The 20621-nt window shown below is 64.5% G+C and carries 16 protein-coding genes and 3 pseudogenes; 10 read left to right on the top strand and 9 right to left on the bottom strand.

Annotated elements, in window-relative coordinates; translation table 11 throughout:
* The first annotated feature begins 3 nt into the window (after positions 1 to 3).
* The 4 genes from J9893_RS01495 (at position 4) to ompA (ending at position 5912) form a co-directional block, all read left to right on the top strand.
* On the top strand, positions 4 to 948 hold the full coding sequence (locus tag J9893_RS01495; RefSeq protein WP_039039680.1) for a branched-chain amino acid transaminase: 945 nt from the start codon (positions 4 to 6) through the stop codon (positions 946 to 948).
* A gap of 146 nt (positions 949 to 1094) precedes the next feature.
* On the top strand, positions 1095 to 2936 hold the full coding sequence (gene ilvD / locus J9893_RS01490; protein ID WP_210600498.1) for a dihydroxy-acid dehydratase: 1842 nt from the start codon (positions 1095 to 1097) through the stop codon (positions 2934 to 2936).
* 64 nt (positions 2937 to 3000) lie between these two features.
* Positions 3001 to 4533, top strand: coding sequence for a threonine ammonia-lyase, biosynthetic (gene ilvA / locus J9893_RS01485; protein ID WP_041211987.1), 1533 nt, complete (start codon positions 3001 to 3003; stop codon positions 4531 to 4533).
* Positions 4534 to 4781: 248 nt separating this feature from the next.
* The gene (gene ompA / locus J9893_RS01480) at positions 4782 to 5912 is read left to right on the top strand and encodes a porin OmpA (RefSeq protein ID WP_048209598.1); all 1131 of its coding nucleotides are present in this window, start codon (positions 4782 to 4784) and stop codon (positions 5910 to 5912) included.
* A gap of 52 nt (positions 5913 to 5964) precedes the next feature.
* Here the strand turns inward: ompA and J9893_RS01475 are convergent.
* Positions 5965 to 6360 (bottom strand): annotated as a pseudogene (locus J9893_RS01475) (HPP family protein).
* Positions 6361 to 6510: 150 nt separating this feature from the next.
* On the opposite strand from J9893_RS01475, the gene J9893_RS01470 reads away from it, so the two are divergent.
* On the top strand, positions 6511 to 7050 hold the full coding sequence (locus J9893_RS01470) for a TetR/AcrR family transcriptional regulator (protein WP_103859075.1): 540 nt from the start codon (positions 6511 to 6513) through the stop codon (positions 7048 to 7050).
* Here the strand turns inward: J9893_RS01470 and priA are convergent.
* Positions 7047 to 9254 carry a primosomal protein N' gene (priA, locus tag J9893_RS01465; protein WP_143236908.1) on the bottom strand — a complete coding sequence of 736 codons (2208 nt, stop codon included), beginning with the start codon at positions 9252 to 9254 and terminating at the stop codon, positions 7047 to 7049. The genes J9893_RS01470 and priA overlap by 4 nt on opposite strands.
* Positions 9255 to 9401: 147 nt before the next feature.
* Here priA and rpmE point away from each other — a divergent pair, with 147 nt between their 5' ends.
* The 3 genes from rpmE to J9893_RS01450 all read left to right on the top strand — a co-directional run bounded on the left by rpmE (position 9402) and on the right by J9893_RS01450 (position 12603).
* Positions 9402 to 9617, top strand: coding sequence for a 50S ribosomal protein L31 (gene rpmE, locus J9893_RS01460; RefSeq protein WP_010676078.1), 216 nt, complete (start codon positions 9402 to 9404; stop codon positions 9615 to 9617).
* A 116-nt stretch (positions 9618 to 9733) separates the two neighbouring features.
* Positions 9734 to 11167, top strand: a complete 1434-nt coding sequence (locus J9893_RS01455; protein WP_010676077.1) for a DUF2867 domain-containing protein — start codon at positions 9734 to 9736, stop codon at positions 11165 to 11167.
* Between the two features lie 179 nt (positions 11168 to 11346).
* Positions 11347 to 12603 (top strand): malic enzyme-like NAD(P)-binding protein, encoded by a 1257-nt coding sequence (locus tag J9893_RS01450; RefSeq protein ID WP_045522880.1) that lies wholly within the window; start codon positions 11347 to 11349, stop codon positions 12601 to 12603.
* Between the two features lie 72 nt (positions 12604 to 12675).
* On the opposite strand, the gene J9893_RS01445 is transcribed toward J9893_RS01450, so the two are convergent.
* From J9893_RS01445 to trmA, 6 genes and pseudogenes are all read right to left on the bottom strand, one after another.
* A complete protein-coding gene (locus tag J9893_RS01445; protein WP_010676075.1) occupies positions 12676 to 12858 on the bottom strand; it encodes a hypothetical protein in 183 nt (60 codons plus the stop codon).
* A gap of 54 nt (positions 12859 to 12912) precedes the next feature.
* Entirely contained in the window at positions 12913 to 14238 is a 1326-nt protein-coding gene (rstB, locus tag J9893_RS01440) for a two-component system sensor histidine kinase RstB (protein WP_113977659.1), read from the bottom strand.
* A gap of 113 nt (positions 14239 to 14351) precedes the next feature.
* Positions 14352 to 14441, bottom strand: a pseudogene (locus tag J9893_RS01435) (two-component system response regulator RstA); the annotation flags it as partial.
* 25 nt (positions 14442 to 14466) lie between these two features.
* A pseudogene (locus tag J9893_RS21505) lies at positions 14467 to 14556 on the bottom strand (two-component system response regulator RstA); the annotation flags it as partial.
* Between the two features lie 25 nt (positions 14557 to 14581).
* On the bottom strand, positions 14582 to 15289 hold the full coding sequence (gene rstA / locus J9893_RS01430; RefSeq protein ID WP_113977661.1) for a two-component system response regulator RstA: 708 nt from the start codon (positions 15287 to 15289) through the stop codon (positions 14582 to 14584).
* A gap of 257 nt (positions 15290 to 15546) precedes the next feature.
* Entirely contained in the window at positions 15547 to 16680 is a 1134-nt protein-coding gene (gene trmA, locus J9893_RS01425; protein ID WP_042882517.1) for a tRNA (uridine(54)-C5)-methyltransferase TrmA, read from the bottom strand.
* Positions 16681 to 16849: 169 nt separating this feature from the next.
* On the opposite strand from trmA, the gene J9893_RS01420 reads away from it, so the two are divergent.
* Both J9893_RS01420 and J9893_RS01415 read left to right on the top strand, forming a co-directional pair.
* The gene (locus J9893_RS01420) at positions 16850 to 17971 is read left to right on the top strand and encodes a DUF5610 domain-containing protein (RefSeq protein WP_128296676.1); all 1122 of its coding nucleotides are present in this window, start codon (positions 16850 to 16852) and stop codon (positions 17969 to 17971) included.
* Positions 17972 to 18065: 94 nt separating this feature from the next.
* A complete protein-coding gene (locus J9893_RS01415; RefSeq protein WP_042016441.1) occupies positions 18066 to 18599 on the top strand; it encodes an ATP--cob(I)alamin adenosyltransferase in 534 nt (177 codons plus the stop codon).
* 154 nt (positions 18600 to 18753) lie between these two features.
* On the opposite strand, the gene malZ is transcribed toward J9893_RS01415, so the two are convergent.
* The gene (malZ, locus tag J9893_RS01410) at positions 18754 to 20583 is read right to left on the bottom strand and encodes a maltodextrin glucosidase (protein ID WP_029314873.1); all 1830 of its coding nucleotides are present in this window, start codon (positions 20581 to 20583) and stop codon (positions 18754 to 18756) included.
* Positions 20584 to 20621 lie beyond the last annotated feature (38 nt).

Below are 20621 nucleotides of genomic sequence, written 5' to 3'. Positions count from 1 at the left end.
CCAATGTCACAGCCTTCCCAATCCGCCGCCCACCCCCAATACATCTGGTTCAACGGCAAGCTGGTCCCCTGGCAGGATGCCCAGGTGCATGTCATGAGCCATGCCCTGCACTACGGCTCCTCGGTGTTCGAGGGGGTGCGGGCCTATGACACTCCCAAGGGGACCTGCATCTTCCGCCTGCAGGAGCACACCCGCCGCCTGTTCGACTCCGCCAAGATCTACTGGATGGACGTCCCCTACAGCGAGTCTGAGGTGAATGAAGCCTGCCGCACCGTGGTGCGCGAGAACGGCCTGAAGAGCGGCTACCTGCGCCCGCTGGCCTTTGTCGGCAACGTGGGGCTGGGGCTGCATCCGCCGCTGGATGCCAAGGCCGACCTCATGGTCGCGGCCCTGCCCTGGGGCGCCTACCTCGGTGAAGAGGGGTTGAAAAACGGAGTGGATGTGTGCGTCACCTCCTGGAACCGGCTCGCTCCCAACACCATCCCGACCGGTGCCAAGGCGGGGGGCAACTATCTCTCTTCCCAGCTCATCAGCCGCGAGGCCAAGCGCAACGGCTTCGCCGAGGGGCTGGCGCTGGATGTGAACGGCTATCTGAGCGAAGGGGCGGGGGAGAACCTGTTTCTGGTGAAGAACGGCGTGCTGTTCACCCCGCCCGCCACCGCCGCCATCCTGCCCGGCATCACCCGCGACACCATCATGACGCTGGCGCGCGACTTGGGTTACGAGGTACGCGAGCAGGCGCTGCCCCGTGAAGCGCTGTACGTCGCAGACGAAATCTTCATGACCGGCACCGCCGCCGAGGTGACCCCGGTGCGCTCGGTGGATCGGATGAAGGTGGGCGCCGGTTGCCGTGGCCCGGTGACCGAGCAGTTGCAGAACGCCTTCTTCGGCCTGTTCAACGGCAAGACCGAAGACAAGTGGGGCTGGCTGACGCCGGTCAACGACTGATGATAGCGGGGAGGCGTCACGCCTCCCCGAGTCGCTTCCGGTGAAGGCTCCCCGAGGTGCCTTCACCAGGATCGATTCCCGATCCGCGAATCACACATTCATGTTGAAAGACAATGCGCCCCAGGGGCATTCAGGGAGTAGAGACAATGCCGAAGTTGAGATCCGCCACCACCACCCACGGACGTAACATGGCCGGGGCCCGCGCCCTCTGGCGTGCCACCGGCATGACAGATCAGGATTTCGGCAAGCCCATCATCGCCGTGGTCAACTCCTTCACCCAGTTCGTGCCCGGTCACGTGCACCTCAAGGATCTCGGCCAGCTGGTGGCCCGGGAGATCGAGGCCGCCGGCGGCGTCGCCAAGGAGTTCAACACCATCGCCGTGGATGACGGCATCGCCATGGGCCACGGCGGCATGCTCTATTCCCTGCCGTCCCGGGAGCTCATCGCCGATTCCGTGGAGTACATGGTCAACGCCCACTGCGCCGACGCCATGGTCTGCATCTCCAACTGCGACAAGATCACCCCGGGGATGCTGATGGCTGCCCTGCGCATCAACATCCCGGTGATCTTCGTCTCCGGCGGCCCCATGGAAGCGGGCAAGACCAAGCTTTCCGACCAGATCATCAAGCTGGATCTGGTGGACGCCATGATCCAGGGCGCCGACCCCAAGGTCTCCGATGCACAGAGCGATCAGATCGAGCGCAGCGCCTGCCCCACCTGCGGCTCCTGCTCCGGCATGTTCACCGCCAACTCCATGAACTGCCTGACCGAGGCACTGGGTCTCTCCCAGCCGGGCAATGGCTCCCTGCTGGCGACCCACGCCGATCGCGAGCAGCTGTTCAAGCTGGCGGGCCAGCGTATCGTCACTCTGGCCAAGCGCTGGTATGAGCAGGACGATGCCTCGGCACTGCCGCGCAACATCGCCACCAAGGCGGCGTTCGAGAACGCCATGGCGCTCGACATCGCCATGGGCGGCTCCACCAACACCGTGCTGCACCTGCTGGCGGCAGCCCAGGAGGCGGGTGTCGACTTCACCATGGTCGACATCGACCGCATGTCCCGCAAGGTGCCCCAGCTCTGCAAGGTGGCGCCTTCCACCCAGAAGTACCACATGGAAGACGTGCACCGCGCCGGCGGCGTGGTCGCCATCCTGGGTCAGCTGGAAAAAGCGGGCCTGGTGCACGGGGATACCCGCAACGTGCTGGGCTCCTCCCTGGTGGAGCTGCTGGCCGAATATGACGTCAGCCGCAGCAATGACAAGGGGGTTCACGACTTCTACCGTGCAGGTCCTGCCGGCATCCGTACCACCAAGGCGTTCAGTCAGGATTGCCGCTGGCCCGAGCTGGATCTGGACCGCGCCGAGGGGTGCATCCGCTCCTTCGAGCACGCCTACAGCCAGGAAGGTGGCCTGGCGGTCCTCGCTGGCAACCTCGCCCTCAACGGGGCCATCGTCAAGACCGCCGGGGTGGACGAGGAGAACCTCACCTTCCGCGGCCCGGCCCGGGTATTCGAGAGCCAGGAGAGCGCGGTGAGCGGCATTCTGGACGGCACGGTGAAAGCCGGTGAAGTGGTGGTGATCCGCTACGAGGGCCCGAAAGGGGGCCCCGGCATGCAGGAGATGCTCTATCCCACCACCTATCTCAAGTCCATGGGATTGGGCAAGGCATGCGCCCTCATCACCGACGGTCGCTTCTCCGGCGGTACCTCGGGTCTCTCCATCGGTCATGTCTCCCCGGAGGCGGCCTCCGGTGGCACTATCGGTCTGGTGGAGGATGGCGACATCATCAACATCGACATCCCGGCCCGCAGCATGGTGCTGGAGGTGGCAGACAGCGTGCTGGCTGCTCGTCGCGCCGCCGTCTCTGCCCGTGGCTGGAAGCCGGTCGATCGTCAGCGCGAGGTCTCCTTTGCCCTGCGCGCCTACGCCATGTTCGCCACCAGCGCCGACAAGGGCGCGGTGCGCGATCGCACCCTGCTGGGGAAGTGAGAGAATGAACTGTCATGATATGGGCGCATTGCGCGCCCTTCGCCACGAGACGGGGGTATAAACCATGGTCTCTGCGGCGGATTATCTACGCAAGGTACTGCTCTCCCCCGTCTACGAGGCGGCGCGGGTCACCCCTTTGCAAACCCTGAAGAAACTCTCCGAGCGGCTTGGCAATCACGTCAGCCTGAAGCGGGAGGATCTGCAACCGGTTCACTCCTTCAAGCTGCGCGGCGCCTACCACAAGATCGCCACCCTGACCCAGGAGCAGAAAGAACGCGGCGTCATCGCCGCCTCCGCCGGCAACCACGCCCAGGGGGTCGCCCTGTCGGCCGCCAAGCTCGGCATCAAGGCGATCATCGTGATGCCCAAGACCACGCCGGACATCAAGATCGACGCGGTGCGCCGTCAGGGCGGCAACGTCATGCTGTTTGGCAACAGCTTCGATGAGGCCTACGGCGAGAGCCGCCGACTCGCCGAGTTGGAGGGCTACACCCTGATCCCGCCGTTCGACGACGTCGAGGTGATCGCGGGCCAGGGCACCATCGGCAAGGAGCTACTGGAGCAGGATACCCACCTCACCCACGTCTTCGTGCCGGTGGGCGGCGGCGGCCTGGCCGCCGGGGTGGCGGTCTACATCAAGCAACTGCTGCCGGATGTGAAGGTGATCGGGGTGGAGGCGGAGGGGTCCGCCTGCCTCAAGGCCGCGCTGGCGGCCGGCGAGCCGGTCAACCTGGAACGGGTCTCCCTGTTTGCGGACGGGGTGGCGGTCAAGCGTATCGGCGAGGAGACCTTCCGGCTGTGCAACCAGTATCTGGACGAGGTGGTGACCGTCTCCAACGACCAGATTTGCGCCGCGCTCAAAGACATCTTCGACGACTGCCGCGCCATCGCCGAGCCGTCGGGGGCCTTGTCCCTGGCAGGCCTCAAAGCGTACAGCGAGCGAGAGCAGGTGAAAGGGGGGCGGATGGCGGCCATTCTGTCCGGCGCCAACGTGAACTTCCACAGCCTGCGTTACGTGTCGGAGCGCTGCGAGATCGGTGAGAAGCGCGAGGGCATGCTGGCGGTGACCATCCCCGAGCGCAAGGGGGCCTTCCTCGACTTCTGTCGTCAGCTGGGGCCGCGCATGGTGACCGAATTCAACTATCGCTATGCGGATGCCGAGCAGGCGTCGCTGTTCGTTTCGGTGCGCCTCACCGGCGGTGACGAGGAGCTGGGCCAGATCATCGATCAGCTCGGCGGCAACGGTTATCCGGTGGTCAACATGACCGAGAGCGAGCTGGCCAAGAACCACGTGCGTTACATGATTGGCGGCCGCCCGGCCCGGCCCCTCGGTGAGCGTCTCTACAGCTTCAAGTTCCCGGAGCAGCCGGGGGCCCTGATGCGCTTCCTCGAGACCCTGGGCTGTCGCTGGAACATCAGCCTGTTCCACTACCGCAACCACGGCGCCGACTACGGACGGGTGCTCTGCGCCTTCGAGCTGCCGGACGAGGACGTGGCGGCTTTCCACGACTACCTGCACGAGATTGGCTACGGCTGGAAAGAGGTGAGCGAGGATCCCGCCTACCGCTTGTTCCTGGCGAGCCAGGGCAGTCAGTGAGCGGGGAGCCATCCCCTTGCCAGATGAAAAACGAAGAGCGCGGCTCTTCGTTTTTTTATGGGCAACGCGCCGGCCCCCATGATTGGGGGCACGGTGGCTGATAATGTCGCCAATATCACACTCCTGAGTCCCTGGTCGTTTGAGGCTGGTTGCAGATGGGATAATCTGAATGCGGGGCTTGGGTTCAGGGCCCCGTCAGGGAAGAGAGACGCAGCAGCGTCATAACAATTCATTGCAGGGGCTCATCCATGAACAGATCTATGCTCGCCGTCCTGATCGGCGCTTTGATGGCAACAGGGACGGTGCAGGCTGCCGCCCAGGACAACACTTGGTATGTCGGCGGCAAGGCCGGCTGGTCAAATTATTACGGGGTGGATTACAACGCTCAGGTCGAAGAGCTGTTCGATGCGACCAAGGTGAACGAGAACAGCGATGATCTCGGTCTGGGGCTGTTTGCCGGTTATCAGGTGAACAGAAACGTGGCGGTTGAGCTCGGCTATGACTGGCTCGGCAAGTATCAGGTGGACAAGCACTACTCGGGCAACGGGGTTGATTTCGCACTCGATGGCGAGGCCAAGGCCCAGATGGTGCAGGCCACCATGAAGATCATCCTGCCTGCAACCTCGGCACTGGATATCTACGGCCGTCTCGGGGGGGCCTATGCCTGGACCGAGAGCTCACTCAACGTCCGGGCCAGCGATGGCACCAGCAGCCTCTCCGAATCCCATGAGGGCAACAAATATCATGGTGCCGCCTTTGTCGGGGCGCTGGGGGTCGAATACGCCATCGACAAGGATTGGGCCGCCCGCCTCGAATACCAGTACACCACACCCCTTGGGAAGACTTCCCTCGACGAATCAGGCATCGAGATGGACAACGGCCTGCTGTCGGTCGGCATGCTCTATCGCTTCGGCCAGATAGGCGACGAGCCGGTGGCACCAACGCCTGCGCCCGAACCTGCGCCCGCCCCGGCCCCCGTGCTGGTGGAGAAGCAGTTCAGCCTGGATTCCGATGTGCTGTTCGAGTTCAACAAGGCGACCCTGAAGCCGGCCGCCAGTCAGGCCCTCGACAACCTGTTTGCCCAGATCCTGGCGGCCAATCCGAAAGACGGGGTGGCGACGGTGATCGGTCATACCGACCGCATCGGCTCGGAGGCCTACAACCAGTCCCTCTCCGAACAGCGTGCCCGCACGGTGGCGGATTATCTCATCGCCAAGGGATTGTTTGCCGACAAGGTGCGTGCCGAAGGGCGGGGAGAGTCTTCGCCCGTGACCGGGGGCAGCTGCCCGGATGGCGCCAAGGCGCAGATGATCGCCTGCCTGGCCCCGGATCGCCGGGTCGAGGTGCGCCTGACCGGGGTCTCCCAGGTCGCCGAATAAGCCATCTTTGCCTTGCTATTAAACAACGAGGGGGCCTTGGCCCCCTCGTTGTTTATGTGGGTGTGAGTCGTGACGTTTGCAGCCGCTTGGCGCAATGACTCACCATGATCAGCAGCAAGGCGCCGGGCAGCACTGTTTGCCAGAGGAAAGGCCAGGACTGGGTGGTGAGCAGGATCAACAGTGGATTGGCTCCGGCGGGGGGGTGGATCAGCCCCAGTCCCTGCATGAGTGCAATGGACAGGCCCACACCCAGCGCCAGCTTGAGTTCCATCGGTAGCGGTAGCAATTGCACCACCAATCCCACGGTGGCCTATAACAGGTGGCCTCCCAGCACGTTCTGCGGACGGGCCAGCGGACTGTCCGGCAGGGAGAAGAGCAGCACACAGCTTGCCCCGAACGGTGCCATCAACAGGGTTGACTGCCAGCTCATGTCCAGCCAGCCGAGCAACATTATGGCCAGGCAGGCTCCGAGCCCTGCCAGCCAGGCACTTCGCCATCGTCTTGTTTCCATCTCCTGTCTCCTTGTCTGTGCCGGATCACTTGATCCAGCCTGCGACATTAGGTAGACAGATCGGTGTACTTCAAGAGGAAATTCACCATGAGCGAAAAACGGCAGCAGCTGATGACGACAGCCTATCGGTTGTTCAATCGTCACGGCTTTCACGCCACCGGCATCGATCGCATCTGGGCCGAGGCAGGCAGTACCAAACGTACCCTCTATCGCCACTTCCCCACCAAGGATGCCTTGATCGAAGCGGTGCTGATGGCACGGGATGCGGAGTTCTTTGCCCTGCTCGATGCCAGGATGGATGGGGTATCGGGGCGGGAGGCCAGGTTGCTGGCGCTGCTCGATGGCTTTGCGGACTGGTTTGGCCGCAGCGACTTCTACGGCTGCAACTTCATCAACGCGAGCGCCGAGTTCTCCGATCCTCGCCACCCGGTGCGCAAGCTGGTGGTGGCCCACAAGCGTGCGTTGCTGAACTGGGTCAGGGAGGCCCTCGAATGCACCGAGGTGCAGGCCACCGGGTTATGCCTGCTGCTGGAAGGGGCCGTGGTGATGGCCCACAGCTATGAGCAGCCTCTGGCTCTGGAACAGGCCAGGGTGTTGGCGGAGGCCGTGCTGGCAGAGCCGCGCTAGTTCAGCTCCGTGGGGTCGATATCCAGACTCCAGCGCACCCGCTTGGTCTCGGGCCACCCCTCCAGCTCCGTCACCGCCCAGTCGAGCAACTGGGCCAGCGGTGCCCGGCTGGGCCCCTGCACCAGCAGCTGCATGCGAAACTTGCCCGCCTTGCGCTCCATAAAGCCGCTGATGGGCCCCAGCACCTGCACCTGGGGATAGCGGGCGCTGCGTAGGGTATCGGCGAGACGACTGAGGAACAGCTGTACCTCGTCGCGGCCGTTGGCCTCGGCCCGGAACAGTCCCTGATGGCTGAACGGTGGCAGCCCCAGCAGGCGGCGCTCTTTCAGCGTCGTGTCGGCGAAGTGGCCATAGCCGTTCTGGGTCAGATCCTGCAGCAGGGCGTGTTCGGGATGGTGGCTCTGCAGCACCACCAGCCCGGGTTTGCTGGCGCGACCAGCCCGGCCCGCCACCTGGGTGTAGAGCTGGGCCAGCTTCTCGGCGGCGCGAAAATCGGCGCTGAACAGGGCGCCATCCACGTCCAGCAGGCCCACTAGCGTCACGTCCGGGAAGTGGTGGCCCTTGGCCAGCATCTGGGTGCCGATCAGGATCTTGTACTTGCCCGCCTTGATGTCGCCGAGGTGGGTCTCCAGCTCCCCCTTGCGGCGGGTGTTGTCCCGGTCGATGCGCACCACCGGATATTGCGGGAACACGGTGCCGAGCAGTTGCTCCAGCTGTTCGGTGCCGACCCCGGAGCCGATGAGCTCGCTGCTGCCACACTCGGGACAGTGGTGGGGCAGCGGGCGCACGCTGTCGCAGTGGTGGCAGTGCAGTCGCCGCCCGGCCTGGTGCCAGGTGTACCAGGCGTCACAGCGCTCGCAGGCGGCACTCCAGCCGCACTGGTGGCAGATGAGTGCCGGCGCATAGCCCCGGCGGTTGAGAAACAGCATCACCTGGTTGCCCGCCGCCAGGTGCTCGGCCATCAGCTGTTCCAGCTGGGGGGAGAGCCCGGCCTGCAACCGCACGTTCTTGATATCCAGGATCACCTGGCGAGCGGTCTGGGCGTTGCCGGCGCGCCGGGTCAGGCTGAGGTGGTGATACTTGCCGCTGCGGGCGTTGTGCAGCGTCTCCAGCGACGGGGTGGCAGATCCAAGCAGGATGGGAATGCCGGCGCGATGGGCCCGCATCACCGCCAGATCCCGCGCGTGGTAGCGAAAGCCGTCCTGTTGCTTGAAGGAGCCGTCGTGCTCCTCGTCGATGATGATGATGCCGAGGTCCTTGAACGGCGTGAACACCGCGGATCGGGTGCCGATCAGAATGGCGGCACCACCGTCGCGGCAGGCGAGCCAGGCATCGAGCCGCTCCCTGTCGTTCATGGCGGAGTTCATTGCCACCACGGGTACGTTGAAGCGGCGGCGAAAGCGGTTGATGGTCTGGGGGGTGAGGCCGATTTCCGGCACCATCACCAGCGCCTGCTTGCCCGCCTTGAGCAGGGGCTCGAGGATGCTGAGGTAAACCTCGGTCTTGCCGGAGCCCGTGATGCCGTCCAGCAGGAAGGCACCGAACTTGTTGCTCTGGCTGGTGACGGCGGCCACCGCCAGCGCCTGCTCGCCGTTGAGGCGCAGCCCCTCACCCGGCTCGAAGCGGGTGGCCCAGTCGCCATCATGGCTCGGCTCCAGCGAGCGCTTCTCCAGCAGTCCCTTCTTCTCCAGCGCGGTGAGGGCCGCGCTCTGGATTTCCTCCTGTTTGAGGGCGGAGGGGGTCTGCGGCCCCTTGCGCAGCAAGGCGAGGGCCTGCTGCTGCTTGGCCGCCCGCTTGAGCTCGTTGAGGTCGATGGCCATGCCGGCCTCGGTGGCAAACCAGAACTCCAGCTCCCGATAGGCGGCGGGTTCCCCCTTGCGCACCAGCACCGGCAGGGCGTGGGGCAGTACCTCCCCCAGCGGGTGCTGGTAGTAACCGGCGCTCCAGGCCATCAGCGCCAGGATGTCGGGCCCCAGCACGGGGGCGCTGTCGAGCACCCTCTTCAAGGGCTTTAATTTGTTGCGGGGGACCTGGCTCTCGGTCGGGTGATCCACCACCAGACCGACCAGGGTCTGCGGGCCGAACGGGATCTCGACCCGGCAACCGAGGGCAGGCAAGGGCAGGGGAGAGAGATAGTCGAAATGACGGCGTAACGGCACCGGCACAGCCACACGAACCAGATCCAGCGTTTGGGAAGAATTCACCAGGGGTTGCCTATTTTTTCTGCGAAGCCACTTGCCTGATCTCAGGCGTTTCCTATATTATTCGCAGCCTTTGAAACTGTGTTCAACAATCGTGTGGTGTCCGACAAGAGATCGGATGGCGACACGGCCTGATAATTGAGGTTGTCCATGAAAGCTGGTATCCATCCTGACTACGTAGCCATCACCGCCAAGTGCTCTTGCGGTAACGTCATCAACACCTTCTCTACCATCGGTAAAGATCTGAACCTGGACGTGTGCTCCGAGTGCCACCCGTTCTACACCGGCAAGCAGAAAGAAGTTTCTAGCGGCGGCCGCGTAGACAAGTTCAACAAGCGTTTCGGTGGCTTGACCTCCAAGAAGTAATCTTGCTTCTGAAGAATTCTGAAAAAGGCGCCCATCGGGTGCCTTTTTTATTGGCCGCCATTCTGTAATTCCCCGCTTTGCCCTATGGTGTTGGCTCAACCAAGGGAGAAGAGCCGATGCGCACATGTCTGGTGATGGGAGCTGCCGGGTACATAGGATCCTACCTGGTGCCCCATCTGCAGGGTCTGGGGTACAGGGTCATCGCCGGGGCCCGTCGTCCCTGCCGTCTGCCGGAGGGGGTGGCGTTTCGCCTCGCCGACAGCCTCAAGCCTGCCACCCTGCCCCCTGCGCTGGCGGGGGTCGACACCGTCTTCTATCTGGTACACGCCATGGGGGCGGGGGCCGGTTTTCACCGGCTGGAGCAGCAGGGAGTGAAGAACTTCGCTGCTGCCGCCCGTGCCGCCGGGGTGCGCCGCATCGTCTATCTCGGCGCCATCCAGCCCGAGCCCTGCAACAGTCGCCACCTCAACTCCCGGCGCTACTGTGGCGAGCTGTTTCGCAGCGCAGGGGTGCCCACGGTAGAGCTGCGTGCCGGCATCATCATAGGCCCCGGCTCGGCGGCGTTCGAGGTGATGCGGGATCTGGTGTACAACCTGCCCATGATGGTGACGCCCAAGTGGGTGCGTTCCCGCACGCCCCCCATCGCCCTCTCCAACCTCTTGCACTATCTGGGCGGGCTGGTGGAAGCCGACGGGGTGGATGGCCAGATCTTCAATGCGGCCGGCCCCGAGCTGCTCAGCTACCAGCAGCAGCTCCAGAAGTTCGCCGCCCACATCGGCAAACGCTGCCCCATCATTCCGATCCCCTTTTTGAGCCCCCGGCTCTCCGCCTGGTGGCTGCAGTTCGCCACCTCGGTTCCCCAGCCCATCGCCAAGGCGCTGGTGGGGGGGCTCAAGCACGACATCCCGGCGGATGACGGCCCCTTGCGCGCCCTGCTGCCCCAGCATCTGCTCAGCTTCGATGAGGCGCTGGCGGAGAGCCTGGCGCTGGAGCAGAGGCTCGGTGCCGAGCAGCACGGGGAGGAGACGCCCCTTGGTCTGCGCTGGCGCCATCCCGAATATGGCTTCTACGACCGCACCGCCAGCGGGGAGGCGGATTGCCTCGCCGCCCCCGAGGTGGTGTGGCAGGTGTTGCAGCAACTGGGGGGTGAGCAGCGCTACTTCTACATGAACGAGCTGTGGGTGGTGCGCGAATGGATGGATCATCTGATCGGCGGCCCGGCCCGGACCCGGGGGCGCACCAACCCGGATCGCTTCGTGAAGGGGGACATGCTGGACTCCTGGCAGATCCTCGGGGTGGATGAAGGACGCAGGCTGGATCTGTTGTTCAACATGAAGGCCCCCGGCGTCGGTCGGCTGGAGTTCAACATCCAGCCCCTGGAGTCCGGCCTGACCCGGCTGCGGGTGACGGCCCACTGGCATCCGCAGGGGGCCTGGGGGCTGGCCTACTGGCTTGCCATGCTGCCGTTTCACCTCTTCATCTTCCAGGGGATGACGGAGGCCATCGCCCGGCAGGCAGAGGCAAAAGCCGGCATTCCAGTCATGGATTGAAATCGAATCTATAACTAATTGGGTAATTATGGGTGGCATGACATGCTACTGACTAGCGTGTCATTGCTATCCAGCGATATTTTATGCTGTGAAAGGGCGGGGGATTTCTTTATGATCCTCAGCCCTCGCCCGCTGGCGAGCCAACGCATCACTCATTCATTTCCGTATCGGGGTCCCCCATGTCCGATCAGCAGCACGATCTCCGCCAACAGGCACTCGACTACCACGCCCAACCCGTTCCGGGCAAAATCGCCATCGCCCTCACCAAGCCCGCCGAGACCGCTCGCGATCTGGCGCTGGCCTACAGCCCGGGCGTAGCCGAACCGGTACGCGAGATCGCCGCCAATCCGGCCGATGCCTACCGTTACACCGGCAAGGGCAACCTGGTGGCCGTCATCTCCAACGGCACCGCCATCCTGGGGCTGGGCAATCTGGGCCCGCTGGCCTCCAAGCCGGTGATGGAGGGCAAGGCCCTGCTGTTCAAGCGCTTTGCCGGCATCGACGCCATCGACATCGAGGTGAAGCACGAGACCAGCGCCCAGTTCATCGATACGGTGGCCGCCATCGCCGACACCTTCGGCGGCATCAACCTGGAAGACATCAAGGCCCCCGAGTGCTTCGAGATTGAAGAGGCGCTGATCGCCCGCTGCGACATCCCGGTGTTCCACGATGACCAGCACGGTACCGCCATCGTCACCGCCGCCGGGCTGCTCAACGCGCTGGAAGTGCAGGGCAAGGAGATTGGCACCAGCCGCATCGTCTGCATGGGCGCCGGCGCCGCCGCCACCGCCTGCATGGATCTGCTGATCAAGTGCGGGGCTGCGCCGCACAACATCTTCATGCTGGACCGCCAGGGTGTGATCCACAGCGGCCGCACCGATCTGAACCAGTACAAGCAGCGTTTCGCCAACGACACCCCTCTGCGCACTCTGATGGATGTCATCGACGGGGCTGACGTCTTCGTCGGCGTCTCCGGCCCGGACGTACTGCCTGCCGAGGCGGTGGCCCTGATGGCCCCCAACCCGGTGATCTTTGCCTGTTCCAACCCGGACCCCGAGATCAAGCCTGCCCTGGCTCACGGAGTGCGCGGTGATCTCATCATGGGAACCGGCCGCTCGGACTACCCGAACCAGATCAACAACGTGCTCTGCTTCCCCTTCATCTTCCGCGGCGCCCTCGACGCCCGTGCCAGCCGCATCAACGATGCCATGAAGATCGCGGCAGTGGAGGCGATCCGGGCTCTGGCCAAGGAGCCGGTGCCCGCCGAGGTGCTGACCGCCGCTGGCGTGAGTGAACTCGCCTTCGGCAAGGATTACGTCATTCCCAAGCCCATGGACGCCCGCCTGCTGCCGCGGGTTGCCCGTGCCGTGGCGCTGGCGGCGGTTGCCTCCGGGGTGGCCCGCATCGAACTGCCAGGGGATTACATGCTGGGTTGAGTCACGGCAAGCGCGCAAAAAACAGAAGGGGCCCCTGTCGGGGGCCCCTTTTTCATGGCGGGAGCGGGCGGCTTACTTGGTCTTGGGGGCAACCTTGACGGCCGGCGCCTTGGCGTGGGCTGCCTTGTGATGTTTTTTCACGACCTTGGTCTGGGTGGCGTGGGGAGCGGCGGCCTTGGTCGGGGTGGCGGCCATGGTGAAGCCGGAGGTCAGGGCGAAGACAGCGGCCAGAGTCAGGGGGATCAGCTTGTTCATATTCCAGTTCCTCGTTCGGTTTGATGACATGGAGCGTTTCTCCATGACTTCATCCTAGGGCTGTTCGACCTGCGGTTCAGTGAGCGACTGGTGACGGTTTGTATCCAAATGTACGGGCAGGGTCAGGCAGAAACGGGCACCGCTGCTGCTTGGCAGCAGTTGCACCTCGCCGCCGTGGTGTTGGGCGATGCTGCGCACGATGGCCAGCCCCAGCCCTGCGCCGCCGGTGCGTCTGTCCCGGCTCTGATCCAGGCGCACGAAGGGCTCGAAGATTTGCGGGGCCAGCGCGGGATCGATGCCGGGGCCATCGTCGGCCACCTCCAGCAGATAGTCGTCCCCCTGTCGCGCTATGCAGAGGCTTGCCTGGCTGGTGGCATGGCGCAGGGCGTTGCCGATGAGGTTCTCCAGCGCCCGGTCCAGCAATCGGGTGTCGCCGCGCCAGGGCAGGGGCATGGCCGGGCGCACGAGGTCGAGCCGCTTGTCCGGTCGCAGGGCCTGCCAGTCGGCCAGGCGGCTGCCGGCCCAGCTGCCGAGCTCCAGATCGCTGCATTGCAGCGGCAGTTCGGGGCGATCGAGCCTGGCATAGGTCAGCATCTCCTCGATGAGGGCATCGAGGGCGCCGAGGTCCCGCTCCAGTCCCTGCTGCTCCTCGGGTGAGGGAGGCTCGGCCAGCATGGCGAGGCGATAGCGCAGCCGCACCAGGGGGGAGCGCAGCTCGTGGGCGATGGCGTCGGTCAACTGCTTGCGACTGGCCAGCATGGCCTGCAACTGCTCCGCCATCTGGTCGAAGGTGCGGCCGACCCGGCCCAGGCTGCTGCCGGGCGGCAAACCGGTGCGACAGGAGAGATCCCCGTCGCCGACCCGGCGGGCGGTCTGTTCGAGCTGTTGCAGGCCGCGCCAGTGGGGGCGCAGCCAGAGCAGGATGGGCAGGCCGAGGGAAAGGCCGATGAGCAGCAACAGCCCCACGTCCACCCAGTGCAGCTCGTGCAGGTAGGAGAGGTAGGGGACGGGGCCGACGATCAGCACCTTGTCGGTGTTCGGGATGCGCTGCAGGAAGGTGTCATCCTCCTCGACGATGACGATGTTGCCCGCCTCGAGGAAGGCCTGATCCTCGCTGGCCAGGGGCTGGTTGGCGAGGACGCCGATCTGCAGCGGCAGATTGAGCTGGCGGCTCTGTTCGCCGGTGCGGGCGGCCCAGTGTTCCGGCGGCAGCCGGGCCAGCTCGCCAGTGAGCAGGCCGAGGGAGCCTTGCATCATCCGCTCCAGATAACGGTCCCCCGCCCGCTCTGCACTGACCTGATAGACCAGCCCGATGAGCAGAATGGCGAGGGCGAAGCAGCCTATCAGCAACAGATAGAACTGGATAAACAGGCGTCGCATCGGGGCTCTCCTCTTGCCTGGATTGTGTCTGGACATTGCCTTGTTGCCCCTCATCCCCAACCCTTCTCCCGCAAGGGGAGAAGGCTGAGTGCATCAAGGTCATTCGGCGGGGCTTATTCCCAGGCCTGGGGCACCAGCAGGTAACCTTTCTGGCGCACCGTCTTGATCCAGATCGAGTTGTTGCTGTCATTCCCTGGCTTCTGGTGTGCAGGCGTGTGAGACACCAGCTCATTCCCAAGCCTGGGGGACGAGTAGATAACCCTTCTGGCGCACCGTCTTGATCCAGATCGAGTTGTTGCTGTCATTCCCTGGCTTCTGGTGTGCAGGCGTGTGAGACACCAGCTCATTCCCAGGCCTGGGGTACGAGTAGATAACCCTTTTGGCGCACCGTCTTGATGCGGGTCGGGTTGTTGCTGTCATCCCCGAGCCGGCGGCGCAGACGGGAGATGGCCACGTCCATGCTGCGATCCTGGCCGTCGTAGTCGCGCCCCCGCAGGCTGCGAAACAGCGCCTCCCGCCCCAGGATCTGGCCGGCGTGGCAGGCCAGCTCCCACAGGAGGTCGAAATCGGCGGTGGAGAGGGGAATGCTCTCCCCATCGAGGCGCACGTCCCGACCCGGGCCGTCTATCTGGAAGCGGCCGAACTGCAGGCGCTGGGGCGGGGCGGCGGGGACCACGGCCTGCTGGCTCTGCCCCTGCTGGCGAAACTGGACCCGCAGCCGGGCCAGCAGCACCGAGGGGGGCGTGGTCTTGAGGATGTAGTCGTTGGCCCCCAGCTCCAGGCTCAGGATCTGGTTCATGTCGCTGTCGAGCGAGGTGAGCATGACGATGGGGCCGGCAAAGCGCGGGCGCAGATCCCGGCACAGGGAGAGGCCATCCTGCCCCGGCAGCATGATGTCGAGCAGCACCAGATCCGGCTGCTCGGCCAGGGCCCTGTCGAGGGCCCGGTCACCCCGGGTCTCCAGCAGCACCTCGATGTCGTGGCGACCGAGCCAGCTGCTGATGAGCTGGCCTATCTCGGGATCGTCTTCAACAAACAGAACGCGTGGCATGGTGGCGTGGTTCCCCGGTCATGGCGTGAGTGGGCGTGTCGCCAGCATAACGGCTGCGTCCGCGCTCTGCACCGGGATAACTAATCAATGCGGGGGTTTTTGCCCCTTCTCCCGGGGGGATGGGGGGCAGAATGAACCGGTTGGCATCGGGCCGCCCCACTTGTCCCGTGGCGGGTCGGTCCGATGAGGCAGGATCCGTGCCCTTCAGTGGCCATAGCGGCTCCGGCTGCCATGGGGCAGCCGGGAAACCGCCCGGATCAGCCGCCCTTGCGCTTCAGGTACACCCCGGCTTCCATGTGGTGGGTCCAGGGGAACTGGTCGAACAGGGCGAAGCGGGCGATCTCGTGGGTTTCACCGAGCACGGCCATGTTGGCCTGCAGGGTCTCGGGGTTGCAGGAGATGTAGAGGATATTGTCGTAATCCTGCACCAGCTTGACGGTGGCGTCGTCCAGACCGGCCCGGGGCGGGTCGACGAAGATGGTGTTGCACTGGTAGGCGCGAAGATCGACCCCCTTGAGGCGGTTGAACTCCCGCTCACCGCGCATCGCCATGGTGAACTCCTCCGCCGACATACGCAGGATGATCAGGTTGTCGACACCGTTGGCGGCGATGTTGAACTGGGCGGAGTCCACGCTCGGCTTGGCGATCTCGGTGGCCAGCACCTTGCGAAAGTTCTGCGCCAGGGCGATGGAGAAGTTGCCGTTGCCGCAGTAGAGCTCCAGCAGGTCCCCCTCGCTCTCCTTGGTCACGTCCAGGGCCCAGCCCAGCATCTGTTCATTGATGGCGGCGTTGGGCTGGGTGAAGCTGTTTTCCACCTGTTTGTAGACCAGCTCGCGCCCCTGCACGGTCAGGCGTTCGATGACGAAGTCATCCCCCAGGCAGATCTTCTGCTTGTGGGCGCGGCCAATCAGTTGCAGCTCGAACCCCTTGGCACGCAGGTCGGCCTGCAGCGCCTCGGCGGCCTGCTGCCACTCGGCTTCCAGCTTGCGGTGGTAGAGCAGGCTGACGCAGATCTGGCCGGACTGGGTGGAGAGGTAGTCGATCTGGAACAGCTTCTTGCGCAGCACGGGGTGCGGGCGCAGCCCGGCCAGCAGCACCGGCATCAGCCGGTTGATGAGCAAGCTGGCGGTGGGGAAGCTGTCGACCCGGATGATCTCCTTGGTGGCCGGTGCATACATGCAGTGGAAGAGGTCATCCCCCTCGTGCCAGATGCGGAACTCGGCGCGCATCCGGTAGTGTTCGGCGGGAGAGGCGTGCAGCTCCAGCGCAGGCGGATTGAAGGGGGCGAACAGCTGGGTGAGGCGATCGCGCTTCTCGTCGAGCTGGGCCTGGTAGTCGGCAGGAGTCCGTCTGCCCTGGGCGTCGGCGGAAGAGGGCTGGGATTGAGTCATGGATACCTCGCATGCACCGGGCTGAGCCGGGGAAAGACCGGGGGAAGGCCGCAGCCAACCAAAGGGTGGGGATTTTAAAAGGCCGTTGCGGATTGTCCAAGTTTTTTGTGGTCAAGAAGTGGCCAGTCGGGCCGATAACCGATCCACCACTATAGGCGGGAGAGTAATGATGCAAATTGATGGCATGGGCGCAGCCCAACCCAAGGGAGTGGGCATTGCTCCCAAATCGCCTCAACAGACGGAGTCGAAAACGGCGGACAAGGGGGATGAGGTCTCCCTGAACAAGCCCCCGAAATGGGCCCAGGTGTTGATCCAGCAGGCGCTGCAATTTGCGCTGGAGATCAACGGCCAGGGCTACAAGGCACCCAAGGTGCAGGAACCCCAGGAGATCACCCCGGAGACCCTGTTCGATTTCCAGTCGGTGGCGGACAACGTGTTGCAGTTCGTCACCGGGCGGATAGGCGCGGCCCGTGCGGACGGCAAGTCCGACGACGACCTGACCAAGATGATGGAGCAGGCCCGCAAGGGGGTGGACAAGGGCTTCGGTGACGCCAGGAAGCTGCTCGGCGACTGGGCGGACAACGAGGACATCAAGACCGGCATGGATCAGAGCTACAAGCTGATCCAGAAGGGGCTCGACGAGTTCGAGAAGGAGTTCTTCGGCAAGGTGTCGACCACGGATCTGGGGGATGCCAGGATGGCCAGCCGCCAGCAGGCCCTCCTCGAGATCGAGACCCGGGACGGGGACAAGGTGATGTTGCGCTTCAGCGACAGCTGGCAGTTCAAGTCCCAGAGCGATGGGGGCGGCAGCCAGTTCAGCCTCAAGTCGAGCCAGAGCTTCGACTTCTCCCTGGAGGGGGATCTCGACAGTGCCGAGATGGATGCCATCGGCACCCTGGTCAAGGGGCTGGACGAGCTGGCCGGGCAGTTCTTCAAGGGGGGCGACGGCAAGACCCTGGCGGACGGGCTGAACGGGCTGCAACTGGATGACAGCCAGCTGGTCTCCTACTCCCTCAAGCTCAAGCAATCGGCCAAGTTGAGTCAGACCTACCAGGGGGCCAGTTCCCTGCAGGAGAGCCTCAAGCCCCTGGCGGACTACCTGCCGAGGCTCAGCCGGTTGCAGCAGCAGGCCGACGCCCTGCTGCCCCCTTCCCAGCAGGAGGCGCTGACACCCACCGTGCTGGCGGCGCGGGGTCAGGACGGGGCGACCCAGGGGGCAGGCTTCATGGGCTTCAACCAGCGGATGCTGGAGGCCATGCGACTGCTTGGCCAGCAGATGGCGACCGGCTAGTCTGGCGACGCCCCCGTGATGCCGGCGGGGGCGGGGTGTTTGCCAGCCCGTCCCCGGGCTGGCACACTGCCCTTTTCCCCAGCCCGGCGATGCCATGAACCCCAAGAAGCCAAGAGACAAGCGCGAGCTCTGCTACCCCTTCATCTTCGAAACCCAGTTTCAGTGCGACTACGAGATCGCCACCGACGAGCTCTGCTGCCAGGTGGGGGCCGTGCTCTCTCATCTGATGCCGGATGAGGATACCCGGCCCGTGATGGCGGATCTGGCGACCCTGCAGCGGCTCATCTACAACCTCAACGGCTCGGTGCGGGGACGGCTCGGCATCTTCGAGGAGGATCTGGACTGGCTGAAGGGACGGTACGATCACTACAACGAGGCGAGTCGCGGCCGGGTGACCGGCTTCGTGCTGCCCCAGGGGCCCCAGCCCATTCCCACCCTGCACCTATGCCGCTGTGGCAGCAAGAAGGTGGTGCGTCTGCTGGTACGCCTGGAAGAGAGCGGCGTGCGCTTCGATCCCATCCTCTATCGCTTCGCCAATCTGCTGGCCAACTTCTTCTTCGTGCTCACCGTCTACCTCAAGCAGGCGTGGGATGTGACCGAAGTCCCCTATGTCAGCATCAACTACTGATGAAGAGATGATGTTTGATGTATTCGTCGCATCACACATGGCGGCGTAGGGTTATCGGATCGAAAAACAGCGATGAGGCAGCATCCGTCACTTCGGGGGATGCAGGCATAAAAAAACCGGCGCCCCGAGCGCCGGTTTTCTATTGCCGCGATCCCTAGCTCGACAGCAGTACCCTGGCGGAGTTGGCCGGGATGGTGAGCTGCACCTCCCCCTGCACCACCTCGAACTTGTCGCCGTTGAAGGCGTCGGTGAAGCGGCTGGCGGGGCTGGCGGTCTGCCACAGGGGCAGGCTGATGGTGCGCGGCTCCGTCGGGTGGCGGTTGCAGGCGACCACCACCTGATCGCTTTGCAGGGTACGGGCGAACACATAGCTGTGAGGGCCGGCGTAGAGGGTCTGGATGTCTCCCCGGCGCAGGGCCGGGCGCTGGCGGCGCAGCTGGATCAGGCGGCGATAGTGGTCGTGCAGCACGTGATCCCAGTCGGTGGTATCCCAGGGGAAGCAGCGGCGGCAGTCCGGGTCGTTGCCGCCGGAGAGCCCCACCTCGTCGCCGTAGTAGATGGAGGGCACGCCGATGTAGGTGATGAGCAGGGTGGCGGCGAGTCGCATCCGCTGCTTGTCTTCCCCCAGCAGGTGCAGGAAGCGGGCGGTGTCGTGGCTGTCCAGCAGGTTGAACTGGGCCAGCTGGTTCTTGAACGGAATATGGGCCCGCGCCAGCTTGAGCCAGTGATCCAGCTCGGTGGCGCTGATCTTGATGGGATGATAGGCGATGTCCTGCCCCGCCAGGAAGGCGCGGATGGGGTGGGCGAAGCCGTAGTAGTTCATGGCGCCATCCTCCTGATCCCCCTGCAGCCACTGGCTCGCCTCGAAGAAGTGCTCGCCGAGGACGTAGGCGTCCGGATTCTCCTGCTTCACCGCGCCGCGAATGGCGCGCACATGGCCGCGATTGCCCTCGGCAGTGCCCCGCTCCCCCAGCATGTGGATGACGTCGAAGCGCCAGCCATCGATCTGGTAGGGGGCGCGCATCCAGTAGCGCAGAATGGCGTTGTCTGCCCGATAAACGGCGTCCTGCACCTGTTCACTTGAGAAATCCAGCTTGGGCAAGCTGCGGATCCCTTTCCAGCTAACATAATCCCCTTCCTGATCGAAGGTGTAGAAGCTGCGCCAGGGGGAGTCCGGGTTGCTCTGGGCGCCCAGCGGCGGGCAGAACCAGGGGTGCTCGGTGGAGGTGTGGTTGACCACCGCATCCAGGATGATCCTCATGCCGCGCTGGTGCAGGTTGCGGGTCAGCTCGGCAAACTGGGCATTGGTACCGAGGTGCGCATCCACCTTGAAGTAGTCCTGGGTGTCGTACTTGTGGTTGCTCGGCGAATCGAAGATGGGGTTGAGGTAGAGCGCCGTCACCCCCAGGGATTGCAGGTAGTGCAGCTTGGCGTCGATGCCCGCCAGATCCCCGCCGTAGAATTCACAGGCGCCGTGCCCCTCTTCGTGGCGGCTGACCGGCTCGCCCCAGGCCTTGCTGATGACCGCCTTGCCCCTATACTCGTACTCGTGATGCTTGACGCTCAGCGACGGGTCGCCGTTGCAGAAGCGGTCGGGGAAGATCTGGTAGAACACCTGATCCTGCACCCAGGCCGGGGGCTGGTGATGGCTGTTGAAGCGGAAATGCTGCTCCCGCGGCGGCATGGCGGCGCTGACGCCCGCCCCGTGCAGCCACCACTGCTCCTCGTCGGTGAGGCACTTGAAGCAGTAGAGGTGGATCTCCTGCCCCCTGGCCAGCGGCAGTTCGACCTGCCAGACCTGAAGCCTGTCCCGGGTGGCGACCGGCGTCATGGCGACCAGATACTCCTCGTTGTCCGGCTCGTGGCGCAGCCACACCTCGCGGATGGGGGCGTCCAGCTCGCTGAACAGGGTGAGCTGCAGGGTGTCGGCACTCTCTTTGAACCAGGGTGCCGCCTGGGGGTGAAACAGGAAGGGATGGGTCATGGTATCTACTGTGTCAGAGAGGCTCAGGAGTGGGGGAT

This window comes from Aeromonas sp. MaB10011B (assembly GCF_017939325.1).
Lineage (GTDB): Bacteria > Pseudomonadota > Gammaproteobacteria > Enterobacterales > Aeromonadaceae > Aeromonas > Aeromonas caviae.
This window is presented reverse-complemented; position numbering and strand designations above follow the sequence as displayed.